This window comes from Ornatilinea apprima, from assembly GCF_001306115.1.
GTDB classification, from domain to species: domain Bacteria; phylum Chloroflexota; class Anaerolineae; order Anaerolineales; family Anaerolineaceae; genus Ornatilinea; species Ornatilinea apprima.
On record NZ_LGCL01000023.1, the window covers coordinates 150,670 to 163,617 of the forward strand.

The 12,948-nt window shown below is 47.7% G+C and carries 11 protein-coding genes; 4 read left to right on the plus strand and 7 right to left on the minus strand.

Going from position 1 to position 12,948, the window contains the following annotated elements; genetic code table 11:
• Window positions 1-55: 55 nt before the first annotated feature.
• The 4 genes from ADN00_RS09585 to ADN00_RS09600 are packed head-to-tail and all read left to right on the plus strand — an operon-like array spanning window position 56 to window position 4,575.
• Window positions 56-1,198 carry an SIS domain-containing protein gene (locus ADN00_RS09585; protein ID WP_075062746.1) on the plus strand — a complete coding sequence of 381 codons (1,143 nt, stop codon included), beginning with the start codon at window positions 56-58 and terminating at the stop codon, window positions 1,196-1,198.
• A gap of 15 nt (window positions 1,199-1,213) precedes the next feature.
• On the plus strand, window positions 1,214-1,969 hold the full coding sequence (locus ADN00_RS09590; protein ID WP_075062747.1) for an ROK family protein: 756 nt from the start codon (window positions 1,214-1,216) through the stop codon (window positions 1,967-1,969).
• Window positions 1,942-3,408 (plus strand): sensor histidine kinase, encoded by a 1,467-nt coding sequence (locus ADN00_RS09595; RefSeq protein ID WP_152966316.1) that lies wholly within the window; start codon window positions 1,942-1,944, stop codon window positions 3,406-3,408. Before ADN00_RS09590 ends, ADN00_RS09595 begins: the two co-directional genes overlap by 28 nt.
• 60 nt (window positions 3,409-3,468) lie before the next feature.
• Window positions 3,469-4,575, plus strand: a complete 1,107-nt coding sequence (locus ADN00_RS09600; protein ID WP_075062749.1) for a Gfo/Idh/MocA family protein — start codon at window positions 3,469-3,471, stop codon at window positions 4,573-4,575.
• A 168-nt stretch (window positions 4,576-4,743) separates the two neighbouring features.
• On the opposite strand, the gene ADN00_RS09605 is transcribed toward ADN00_RS09600, so the two are convergent.
• The 7 genes from ADN00_RS09605 to ADN00_RS09635 form a co-directional block, all read right to left on the minus strand.
• Window positions 4,744-5,988, minus strand: a complete 1,245-nt coding sequence (locus ADN00_RS09605) for an oxidoreductase (protein ID WP_075062750.1) — start codon at window positions 5,986-5,988, stop codon at window positions 4,744-4,746.
• Window positions 5,989-6,016: 28 nt separating this feature from the next.
• Window positions 6,017-6,736, minus strand: coding sequence for a deoxyribose-phosphate aldolase (gene deoC, locus ADN00_RS09610; RefSeq protein ID WP_075062751.1), 720 nt, complete (start codon window positions 6,734-6,736; stop codon window positions 6,017-6,019).
• A gap of 98 nt (window positions 6,737-6,834) precedes the next feature.
• Entirely contained in the window at window positions 6,835-7,902 is a 1,068-nt protein-coding gene (locus tag ADN00_RS09615; protein WP_075062752.1) for a zinc-dependent alcohol dehydrogenase, read from the minus strand.
• 12 nt (window positions 7,903-7,914) lie between these two features.
• Entirely contained in the window at window positions 7,915-8,892 is a 978-nt protein-coding gene (locus ADN00_RS09620; protein ID WP_075062753.1) for a sugar phosphate isomerase/epimerase family protein, read from the minus strand.
• Complete coding sequence (locus tag ADN00_RS09625; protein ID WP_075062754.1) at window positions 8,889-10,427, minus strand: xylulokinase; 1,539 nt, start codon at window positions 10,425-10,427, stop codon at window positions 8,889-8,891. Before ADN00_RS09625 ends, ADN00_RS09620 begins: the two co-directional genes overlap by 4 nt.
• A gap of 394 nt (window positions 10,428-10,821) precedes the next feature.
• Entirely contained in the window at window positions 10,822-12,222 is a 1,401-nt protein-coding gene (locus ADN00_RS09630; protein ID WP_082390027.1) for a pyridoxal phosphate-dependent decarboxylase family protein, read from the minus strand.
• A 134-nt stretch (window positions 12,223-12,356) separates the two neighbouring features.
• Window positions 12,357-12,887 carry a type 1 glutamine amidotransferase domain-containing protein gene (locus tag ADN00_RS09635; RefSeq protein WP_075062755.1) on the minus strand — a complete coding sequence of 177 codons (531 nt, stop codon included), beginning with the start codon at window positions 12,885-12,887 and terminating at the stop codon, window positions 12,357-12,359.
• Between the last annotated feature and the right edge of the window lie 61 nt (window positions 12,888-12,948).

Below are 12,948 nucleotides of genomic sequence, written 5' to 3' on the forward strand. Positions count from 1 at the left end.
AGGAATCAAGTATAGTGATAAATAATCTCATCGGAAAGGTGTACTTGGACCGGCCATGAATTTAGAGCAATTGAAAAGAAAATTTCCATCTGGTATCTTGCGAAATCAACATCCCTTCTACATGGCAGACGCCATTGGGGACATTCCCGATTGCCTGCAAGCTTGTATTTCAGACGAGTTACAAAGACAAATTAAAGCTGCAACCTCTCAAGTAAAACCTTCAAAATTCATGACCATTGGTTGTGGCACTTCGTATAATGCCTGCCAGGCTGCTGCTTATTTTCTGCAAAATCTTTTGAAGATACCCGCAATTGCCTATGATGCATACGACTTTGAATTGGATACACCTCCTGGTATAGATGAAAACACAATGGTTATTGCCATTAGTGAATCAGGGCAATCAATCACCACCTGCTTATCATTGGAAAAATCAAAAGAGTTGGGTGCTTTCACGGTTGGCATTTCCGCGAACCCTGAATCACGGCTTGCCAAATCTGCGCACCTCGCAATGACCGATCCATTTTTACATGAAATCCCACTTGGGAAAACCCGCACTTATCTCAGCACAGCACTATTAGGCATGTTGGCAGGTGTTTTCACCCGGGGCGAATCCGAGATCAATCTCTTCATCTCACAAATTTCAAAAGCAATTGACGCCATCCGAGATAATTCGGACATTTGGCAAACAGATGCGAAGATAATCGCAAGTGACTTGCCAGCTACGCAAACCCGGTATATTGTCACGGGTTTCGGCGCGCAAAAAGCCAATGCAGATGAAATCCGGTTAAAAATAATGGAAGTATTGGGAGAAAGCGCCACCAGTTTTGGATTAGAAGAATTTACCCATGGGCCAAGCGCCTGCTTTAAAGATGACCTCACCGTGATTCTGTTGCAAACCGACGAGAGAACGCTGAAAAAAGCAGTCCGCATTGCAGAGGGCATTGTGTTCTCCAGCGTGAATTTAGTCGTCATCACCGATCAAATGGGTGCAGGGTGGCCCGAGAAAGCGCACACCATCTCCATCCCCAAAATGGATAATGCCCGGTTGTTTGGCATGTTTCCCGCGGTAGTGGCTGCGCAATACCTTTTATACTACCTTGCTCTGAACAAGGGATTAAACCCTGATGTAAACCTGGAAGATATTCACCCCGAATTAGGGGCTATATATGCCTTCTTTTTTCCTCCCGGCACTCACTAAGCACAAAGGGGCAGTATGAATTACTTTGGAATTGATATTGGTTGCTCATCGATAAAATTTGGTGAAGTAAAATTAGGTGCAAAGGTCGAAACAATCGGTTTTGATATGATGCTGCCTTCACAAGCATCCAAAACAGAAAAATATACCGAAGCCCTCATGTATCTAGTCCAATCAGCCGAAAAATATAAAGGCGTTGGGGTCGGGTTTCCGAGTGTTGTTTGGCAGGATGGCATAATGGATTTGGAAATACAGTTTAACCAAATTTGGCAAAAGGTGGACCAATTTCTTCAGAATAAGAATGTTCCACATTTTGCTATCAATGACGCGGATTCAGCCGGATTTGCAGAGCTGTATAACCCAGCTGCACCAGAATTGCGAAAAGGAGTAACGATCGTTCTGACACTTGGCTCTGGTATCGGATCTGGAATTTTCGTTGATGGAAAATTGCTGCCGAATTCGGAATTGGGGATGATCCAAGTTAAAGGAATGATGGCTGAACAATATGCCGCTGCTTCGGTAAAACATCGCGAGAATCTTTCCATGCAGGAATGGGCATCACGATTACAGGAAGTGATCACACAAATTGAAATTATCCTCTCTCCCGATCATATACTGCTTGGCGGCGGTATCAGCGCGGATTTTGAGATGTATCGCTCATTCTTGCAAACAAAACGCGCAGTTCTGGCCCCTGCTTTCTATCGCAACCAGGCCGGTGTGATTGGCGCCGCAATGTACGCGGCGTATTGCTCGAAAGATTACAATTTCATATAACCAGAGGTTTAATTTGTGCAAAAAAGAAACAAATCTTCAAAAATGACCTGCCGGTGAATACATTTCGCAGCGAATCGCTGAAATACTGCCTTGGCTTTACCTTTATATTAGGTGTAGTGCTTGCATACGCCGGAATATGGTCCCTCCATGTCGGAGTCAACTCAGACGAAATCATCGTCAGTTCTCTTGATACACCGGTATGGATCGTGTTTGGTTTAAACTCAATTGGTTTCTTGTCTGCCCTGTATTATAAAGAGCGATCTCCGGCTGCAGCCAGTTGGATTCTTTGTCTTGCCGAAGGGATCGCGATTTTTGTTCTCCTGACAGTGCACTTTGACCCGCATTATTTGTTCATTTTCATCATCCCTGTTCTGTTTGCAATATCTCTCTTGGAACTAAAACAATCCGTCATGTATATCGGATTGGTGATTGCTGCCTCTGTTGTTCTTTTTTACCTTCATTACCAGACCTGGAATTTTTTTGACAAGTTCATATTTCCGGTATTTCTCTTGATTTCGGCCTCAGTTCTTCTGGAATTTATTCTCAGTCAGCTCCATTCGAACCTGATCTGGTACCACAATCGATATCTGACGGCATTAAACAACGAGCAGATTATTCGAGACAATGAAGTGAAACTTGAGAAATTGGTCAACAATTTAAAAGATTACAAACGGTATCTATCGGCAACCAATATCTCATTGATCCAGGCTCGTGATGACGCTGAACAAGCCCGTAGGGTTAAACAAAACTTCGTTCAAAACGTCAGCCATGAATTACGCACTCCCCTGAATTTTATTATTGGCTTCAGCGAGACGATGATCAATTCGCCAGAAAGTTATGGTGAGGTCAATTGGACGCCTGATCTGCGTGGGGACATCGAGTGCATATTTCAAAATAGCCAGCACCTAAAAGCTTTGATTGATGACATTTTGGATATGGCTTCCCTTGAAAACAAAAAATATGAAATTGAACTTGACGTCGTTGATTTGAACTCAATTATCCACGAGGTGGTGTTAATTTCTGAGAGTACCTATAAGTCTAAAGGTCTGTACCTTGAAACAGATTTAACCTCGAACATAAAGTATGTGCACGGCGATGCCGTTCGCTTAAAGCAGGTAATTTTGAATTTACTCTCCAACGCGTTGAAATACACCAGTACAGGCGGGGTAACCATATCTACAAAAATAGTTGATTCAATGGCCTGGGTGTTTGTAAAAGATACGGGGATTGGGATTCTTGAAGAAGATATTGAAAAAGTGTTTGATGCGTTTTTCCGGGTAAACAAATCGAATAATCGTGAAGATTATGGCACCGGGCTGGGGCTTTCAATCTCTAAACAACTCATCGAATTACATGGCGGAGAGATGTCCATTAGCAGCGATTTTGGCAAGGGTACAACTGTTTATTTCTCCATCCCCTTATCTTCCAAACAAGCTTAAGTACCGCTGCAGTCCATAACCTGATCCATCACACATTCGGTGACTTAATAAGGAAACACGATGAAATCAGAGAAGATTACTGTCGGCGTTATCGGTGTGGGGCAAATCGGAAAATTGCACCTCGAAACTTACCTGTCCATGCCAAACGTACGGGTGGTTGGAATAGCCGGGCGCGATCCACAGCGCACTGAAGCGGTTGCGCGTCAATACAATATTCCATTTTGGACAACCAATTACCACGCTCTGCTGGAAAATCCGAATATTCAAGCCGTAAGCGTTTGCCTGCACAATAATCTACACATGCCCGTATCGGTTGCCGCGCTTCGAGCAGGTAAACACGTTTTCTGTGAAAAACCAATTGCCGGGTCATATCACGATGGGTTAATCATGCTGGAAACAGCGGCTCAGCAAAACCGCTTGCTCTCCATTCAACTTTCAGACTTGTTCAGTAAAGAAACAAAAGCCGCGAAAGTGGCTATTGAGAATGGTTGGCTAGGAGCGCCCTATCTGGCTCATTCGTCTGGATTTCGGAGGCGGGGAAGACCTTTCGTGGACGGTTATGGCTCTTCTGATTTTGTAAAAAAGGAAATCGCCGGGGGCGGCGCACTCTATGACCTGGGAGTTTATCACATCGCTAACATTCTCTATTTGCTGGGCAACCCTAGACCATTGCGAATGTCAGGCCGCACATTCCAACAAACCGAAATGCACCAGGGAAGAAAAAATGCCAGTCATTTTAACGTAGAAGAACTGGCTGTCGGTCTGGTCAACCTAGAGAATAATATTGCCCTTAGCGTTATAGAAGCATGGGCAATGCATCTGGACCACCTGGAATCATCCTATATTACCGGCACTATGGGTGGCATCAGGCTTAATCCTTTCGGCCTTTTCAGAAGCCTGGGAGACCTGGATTTGAACACCACCGCCGACCTGGATAGTTTCGATTTCCGCAGCAAAAACGTGCAAGAAACTGGTGATTGTTTCGATGGCCCACAACAGCATTTCATTGCCGCGGTTGAAGAAAGAATACAGCCCATTCCAACGGCTGAAATCGCTTTGAATACCATGTTAATCCTGGAAGGGATTTACTTATCCGAACATCTTGGATGCGAGGTGACCGCTGATCTGGTGAAATCCAACTCACAAGGCAATGCTATCCCTGCCTGATTCAATCCTGAGCATGCATTTATTCCTCAAACTCTACGAAATCATCAATGAATAATGCCCCAAAAATAGAGGAAGATAACTCAACCAGTCATCTTCCTCTTCATTTCTTGATCACCCCTAACGGCCAATTGAGTGAGCTGCTTCTAGTATGAAAGCCTATCAAATCAATTAAGTATGAAGTTCCGCTAATTTTCCATACTTTTTCCGGGCTTCACGAAACAGTTCGGTATATGTTTTATTGTACAGAACACATCCCACGGGCATTTGCCGAATCATCAACTCTTCACAGTTCAAGCATTGGGTGCAGTATTTAACTTCATCTTCTCTGCCTTCTTCCAGCTTCAACGGCGTATAGGGGTCGGCAAACGATTGACGGCCAAGCCCGACCATATCAACAATCCCATCTTCAATGCAGCGCGCGCCCATCGCGAACATGGATGATTTTTCTGGTTCAATGGACAAAAGTTTGTTCACCTTGCCGCGAAAAGATGAGAAGTGAGAACCGACAACCACGGTTTCAGGCTTAAGATTGTCCTTCATAAGTTTTGAGAAATACATATGCAGATAGGAAAGATACGGATCTTCACTTCCGGCTTCCATAAACTCCATGCTGCAATGGACATTGCCCAACGATTCGACAAAATACTGGGCGCCTCGTTCTTCCAACCCTTTAATCAGGTCGATGGGTTCGCGCATATCCATCAGCGGCGAGTCCGGCCCTGCTGAACCAAATCCGCCCGGAAAAGCCTCCCACATGGAGATTTTTGAACCAATCAAAAAATCTTTATCAAAATTCGTTGCCTTACGAATCCGCTCATACAAATCATAAGCAAACTGTGCGCGGTTTTCCCAGGCTCCACCATATTTCCAGGGGCGGTCATTATATGGCCGCAAAATTTGACTCCCCAAATAACCGTGGCAAAGCTTCATGTCAACACCATCAGCGCCAACATCCTGAACGATTTTGGCTGCTTCTGCAAATTGATCAATGATTTTATCAACCTCTTCTTCCGAAAGCAGATCCCCACCCAGTCCATACACAGGCTTCACGGTCACCCTCCGGGAAAAATCTGGTTCGCTGATTTCACCAGAATGGGTAAGCTGAAAAACAAACAAGGCATTTGGATTAATTTCCTTAAGGCTCCTGACGAACCTTGTTAATGCCTTTACATTGCGCGGCATGATCTCAAGCTGCGTTTTTCTAGCCCGGCTTTCGTTTGTTACCGTGATCGCTTCCAGGTCAATGAATGCGAAATGGCCCTTAAATAAGTTTTCGTACCGCCTGTAGGTTAACTCAGTTGGATTCCCCTCTTCGTCTGAGTCAACACATTCCATAGGCTGTGCAAAAAAACGGTTTTCGCATTTTCTGTTGCCAATCATAATCGGCTGGAGCAGTGTTTCTTTGTAGCCCATTTCTTCTCTCCTTTGATTGATAGACTGCTTACAGATAGTCTTCGATGCGAATTTCAGGGATTTCAATCTCATCCTTGCAGGCAATCGCTTCTTCAGCGATACTAATGGCGCTGCTTAAGCCAATTCCAAATTGCGTTACGCCTAGGGCATACATTTTCGTCAGTAAATCCAACGAGCGGACACCCCCAGCAGCCTTGATTTTGCAGCGGTCGCCAACTGTTTTCTTCATCACAGCGATATGATGCAGTGTGGTTGGCGCGGCAGAAAAACCTGTGCCGCTTTTAACGTAATTGGCGCCACAATCGGCGACTATCTCACACGCTTTAACGATTTCCTCATCACTTAAAAGCATTGCCTCAATAATCACTTTGAGGGATGTGTATTTGGTCGCGTCCCGAACAGCCACAATTTCCTCCCGCACCTTCTCATACCTGCCGCTCTTCAAGAATCCGATATTCAGAACCATATCCACCTGGTCAGCCCCAAGGCTGGTGAAATACCGGGCCTGATGAACTTTAATCTCCAGCGGTTCCTGCCCAGAAGGGAAAGAAAGTGAGGTTCCGAACTCTATGCCCGTGCCTGCCAACGCATCGCGAAGCTCAGCCGAATAGGCCGGCCAAATAAACGCGCATCCGAATTGATACTTTTTACAGGCGTCAACCAGGGCGTGAAAATCATCATAAGATGTATCCAGTTTTAACGCGCTGGCGTCGATCATTTTTGCAAATTGAACATAAGTAATTTTCATATTCTTCTTTTCCTGAATTCCTCAACTCGATTGTGTGCTTTGAAAATCTCCTTTACCCTGGTTGAATGGCAAACAAGTCTTATGCTTGCCTGTTTCGTTTATTGGGTAAGGATGATCCTTTCTGTAATTTCTGGCGAAACCAAAACCTTTACCAGATTCTTATTTTGATGCAGCTCATTCAGCGCTTCCTCAAGCTCATAAAGAGGAACGACCATCGAAATCAGCGGATGTGGATCGACGCGTTTATATTGCAGAAGGGCAATCGCCACTTCCCAATCATGCCCAATACCCGCGCAAGACCCTCCAATTTTTTTCTCTTCAAGCACAAATTTTGCTGGCGGAAGTTTGACAAAATCATCATCCGAGCAGATGCCAAAAGCCTCCAGTTTTCCGCCCCGGCGAAGCATGTTAAATGCCTGTTCGTATGTTTGAGACTTTCCAACTGCCTCTATCACATAGTCCACACCAACGCCACCAGTGAGGCGCTTAATCTCAGCAACGGGGTCTGGCGTTTTCGTGATATCAATTACGACGTCGGCAGACATCATTTTGGCCGTTTCAAGCCGTTTCTGCTGCGAATCGATCACAAAAACCGGGGCTGCGCCTCGCAGTTTAGCCAGCAATGCGTGAATCGTTCCCAACCCAGCGCCAATAACCGCCACCGATGCGCCAAGCTCGCAGTTCATTTTTCGTGAGGCGTTGATGCAGGCAGTTAGCGGTTCGATGAATGCCGCTGCATAATCATCAATTTCGTCCGGCAATAGGTAACAATTGACTGCCGGAGCCTTTACATATTCGGCGAATGCGCCATCAACATGAATACCGATCTGCTTGAAAGTGCTGCAAAGCAGGCTTTCGCCGCGCCGGCAGTAATAACAGGTGCCGCAAGGCAGGCAAATATCCACCGCCACGCGGTCACCTGGCTTAACCGAAGTCACGTTTTTTCCAGCTTCTTCAATAACTCCCCAAAATTCATGACCAGTAATTAAAGGCAAACAGGCAACTTCTTCCTCATAAAACCCATTGTACGATCCCCAGTCTGAACCGCAGATGCCGCAGTATTTTACTTTGATTAAAACTTCATCATCACTGATCGCGGGCACCGGCACGTCCTTGTAGACAAATTTTCTCGGCTCTTCCAGAACCATTGCTTTCATAGTTTTCATTTCTCGCTCTCCTTATTTTTGGAATAATTTATCCTTGCGGCCTTCGTAGGGTTGATCAATCATTAACGGCTTTAAGAAAGCAATCGCCTTATCCAGACCGTCCGCGCGAGACATGATTACATCTTCATGCTCATAAGAAAATACTCCCGTGTATCCGGTGATGAACAACTCGGAAATTACGCTCTTCCAGTTGATCGACCCCCACCCCGGAATGCGGAACCGGAAGGACCGGTCGATTGTGCCCCAATCGCGCTGCAGCATCCAATACCCGCCACGCATAAGGTTGTGTTCAACAATTTCACAATCCTTGGCATGAACCAGCACGATTCTGTCCCCAATTTCATCGATATAACTGCCCAGATTGATGCCCGTGTATAAGATGTTTGCCGGGTCGAAATTAATTGCAAAAGAAGGGTGGTAGTCACAAAGGGACAGGCATCGTTTTGTGGTGTGAATATCGTAAATAATATTGTTGGGGTGCGGTTCAAACGCAACTTTAATGCCGTATTCCGCATATTTATCAAATATCGGCACCCAGTTTTGGACAAAGGCTTCCTCTTCTTCTCTCCAACCATCTGGATATGGCCAATCGTTGAAGCGGCCAAAGTTCCCAATTCCAGAAAAAGCCACAACAGCCGGCACCTCTAACGCATTCGCCAGCCTAGCGCATTTAAGCATGCTTTCGGTACCAAATTGAACCTGCTCGGCGGGCGTGCCATTGCAGATACTGGCCAGGTCCTTGCCATGAGGACCCAGCACCAAAGGAGAATCTGCATGATTAGAAATACCGGAAATAATCAGCCCGGCGTCTTCAACTTGTTTTTTTAATTTTTTCGCGTTTCCCCCGCGCAGCATCTCATCAACATCCATCTGGCCATTATCGGTATAGGCGGGAATTTCTACTGCTTCGTACCCCTTTTTTGCGACCATTTCGACCACTTCAAAAAGCGGTAATTCCGAGTAATTGATGGTACAAAATCCAACTTTCATTGCTCTCTCTCCATTCTTTCTAATATTTTTTCTGCTTTCATGTTGTCATGAATAATTGCTAAAGCCGTGATCCATTCTAAAAACCATTTTGAGATGGTGCTGTATTGATCACGATTTTCTGCAATTGGGTCAAATGATTTCTTTACTTGAAACAACGTATCGAGAGGCGCATAATCTTGCCAGAAGCCCGCTCCTCGGATCGCGATGGCAGCCGCGCCCAGCGAGGCGGCATCTTGATCCACATTGGCAACAATAATCTTCTTGTTATAGATATCCGCAAAAATCTGCATCCAAAAATCACTTTTCGCGCCACCCCCGCAGATGATCATCGTGTCATTCGACACAATCATGGAGTCAATGATTTTGAGACAGAGGTTCAGACTAAACGCCACCCCCTCCAGAATAGCCCGGAGAATATCGCTTCTTGCATTTGACAGTTTCAAGCCAAAGAAAGCCCCCTGCAGTTCTTCGCTTGGTTCCTGTGAACTTCCGCCAGCCATCGAAGGGTTGAACATGATGCCATTAGCCCCCACCGGCGACTTTGCTGCAAGCTCATTCATCTGGTTATATGGGTCTATGGATAGGTCCGGGCAGAAGTTTTCTTTGGCCCAGCGGTAAGTATTGGCTGCCGCAAAGATCGATACGGCGGATGTGTAATATCCTCTTTCGACATGCGCAAAAACAAATGGCAGCTTTTTTGGATCTAGAATCGGTTTATTGCTCGAAACAGCGATCCAAGCAGAAGAACCCAATGAGGTATAGACTCTGCCATTGCCTATACCTGTTGTGCCGAGTGCCATGCAAGAATTGTCCACTCCACCGCAGATCACTTCCGTGCCCACGCAAAGTCCGCACATTTCGGCCGCTTCTGGCGTTACCCTGCCAACCAACGAATACGAATCCTTCGGCTCTATGAACAGACTGTGTGATAAACCTGAAGCGTCGATAAAAGAATCACTGTATCGCCAATTTTCCAGTTCAAAAACGCCACTACCCGATGCATACGAATAGTCTGTGGCAACCTGACCAGTCAAACAATAATTGATATAGTCCTTGCTCCCAAGCACCGATTTGGTCTTAGAGAAAATATCTAGACAATGTTTCTTCAACCACATCAACTTAAAAACAGCGTATGTCTCTGGCGGATCACCGTTACCAGTGGTCATATACCATTGCTGATAATCCACCTGCGCAAAGAACTCTGTGGCTTCCGCTTTTGCCCGTCTGTCGGACCAAATCGGAACGCTTTCTACCAGCAGTTCGCCGTGCTGACCAATTGGCACCGATACGAGGCTATGACCACTCGCCGCCACTGCCGCAATGCAGGCGGGGTCAACTCCGCTAGTCTGGATAAGTTTCCTAGTTGAAATGCAAACAGCATCCCACCAGTCCAGCGGACGTTGTTCGTGCCAATCCGGTTTGGGATAATAGGTTTGGTAAGGATGAAAAATAAACCCTTCCGATGTGCCATCTATTCGATACAACCCGGCCTTCAGTCCTCCTGTACCCAAGTCATAAGAAATCACATATTGCATGGCGGCGACTTTTCCTTTACAAACCCTTAAACACGCAGAATTCCAGCAAGAGATTCTGTTCTAATCATCTTCAGTCCAATGGTTACTGGTCATTTCACAGCCCCTAGTCGCCCAAATTTTGAGTGGCAAAGGGTCTTTACGATAAAGCATAAATGAAATGGCTGTTAATCTACCGCCATACTTCTGCCAATGAATCGCCGCTTTCTCTTGTCGTTGGTTTGCGCTTTTTTTTAATGAACTGCGCTATTACCGCAACGGCGGATTGCTGCACACCATCTTGAGAGATTATTTACAGTAAAGCCGGCATTCCTCCACAGGAAATAGAAACGGTCTGGGTGAAGTGAATTCACCCAGACCGTTTTAACTTCAAATGGTGAGAACCTGTTGGCAGCGATCAGCCTTGCGCTTCTTCTCTAGCCTTCACAAACGCTGCCACGCTGCGGTCAATATCCTCCGCCGTGGTAGCCCACGAGCAAACGCTGACGCGCATGACCGGAGTGTTGTGCCAGTTGCCCGCGCCGCACCAGCACTCCCCCGCCCTTTGCAATTTCTGAAGCGTGGAAGTTGTCTCTTCGGGAGTATCGCAGGCGATCAGCACCTGGTTAAAAACCACCTCGTTCAAAACGCGGAAACCCTGCGCGCGCATCTGGTCCGCGAACTGGCGGGCACGCTGGCACAATCCGTCCACCAGCTCTTCCACGCCGCTCTTGCCGAGAATTTTCAGGGTGGCCCAAATCTCCAGGGAACGGCCGCGACGCGACATCTCAGGAGTGTAGAGCATACCGTCGCGGTTTTCGCTATACAAGATGTAAGCACCGGTCGCCTGCAGCGCGGATACCAGCGCGTCGCGGTGCTTGCAGAGCGCGATGCCGCTGTCATAGGGAGTGTTGAGCGTCTTATGCGCGTCCACCGACCAGGAATCAGCCTTCTCCAGCCCGCGGGTAAGGTGGCGCTGGTTGGCGGAGGCTGCCGCCCAAAGTCCAAACGCGCCGTCCACATGCACCCAGGCACCCGCCGCGTTAGCCTTGTCGCACAGCTCATCCAGCGGATCAAAGGACCCCGAATTGACGTTGCCGGCTTGCAGAATGACCAGGGTATTGCTGTCCAATTTGGGGAGTTGGCTCACCAGCATGCGGCCCTGCTCATCCACCGGCGCCAGCTCAACGCGTTCCTTGCCCAGCCCCAGCAGAGCCAGCGCCTTAAAGACGGTGCTGTGCGCCTCCGCGCCCACAACCACGCGGATCGGCGGCGCGCCAAACAGGCCCTGGGCATTCACGTCCCAGCCGGCGCGTTTGAGAAGTTCATAACGCGCGGCGGCCAGCCCGCACACAATCGCCATGGAAGAGCCGCTGACGAATCCCGCCACCGTCTGCGGGGGCAGCCCGAACAATTCCACCAGCCATTTTTCACTGACCGCTTCCAGTTTCGCCATGATGGGCGAGGAGACATATAAGGCGGTGAGCTGATCCCAAACGTCGCCAAGCCATTTGGCCGCCATCACCGGCGGAAAAACACTGCCAACAACAAACCCAAAGTAACGGCCGCCGGTGCTGGTAACCGCGGCTGGCGATCCATACTCATGCAGCATGCGCAGCATTTCTGCCGGATCGCCGGGCAGCTCGGTGAGCGGCTCGTCAAACACACTTAAGTTTTTCAGAGCGGCTTCGCTGGGAAAAACGTTTCGCTTAAAAGCACGGGCCATATAATCATAAGCATAGGATTTTGCCTGTTCAAACAAGTCCCGCTCTTGCGCGAGACGCAGCATTTTTGCTTGCATACCACTTGCTTTCGCCATTGGAATGTCTCCTGGAAGAGGTTCAACTTCTTATTGATCAATGCGGAGGAACTGCCCGCGTGTAGCGGGCAGTTCCTAAGTGTATCATCGAATATGGGGATTTGTGCGATGAGCCGTTGCTTTTAGCCCAGGCGCTATGACTCTTGTAAGGCTTTGACCAGCTCGCGGTTGAAATCGGGGATATCGGCGACCACACGCCCCCAGACCAGGTTACCGCTGCGGAAAGCAGGCTCGTCGCGCCAATTGGCGCCAGCATTGAGCAGATCATCTTTGATGCCTTCGCTGCCGGTAGAATCGTGTCCCTTCACGATGCCGGCGCTGATCCCCACCAGACCGGCGTGACAGATCATGCCAATGATCTTCTTCTGAGCATTCATCTCACGCAGAATGCGCTTGACGTGCTCATCGCGGCGGATCTTGTCCGGCGCCCAGCCGCCTGGCACAATCACCGCGTCGAATTGGCCGGTATCCACCTGATCAAAACCAATGTCGGCTTTGCCATCCAGGCAGTTGCCATGCTTGCCAAAGTAGACTTTGCCTGCCTTCTCACCGGCCACCACCACCTCGGCATGTTCTTCTTGCAGGCGCATGATGGGCACATAAAATTCCAGCTCCTCAAAACCGGGGCCAATTAAATAGAGAATCTTTTTGCCTTTTAAGGACATTTGGACACCTTCCTTGGGTTGATTCAAAAATTTATCTACTCATATCTTACCTGTGAATTTC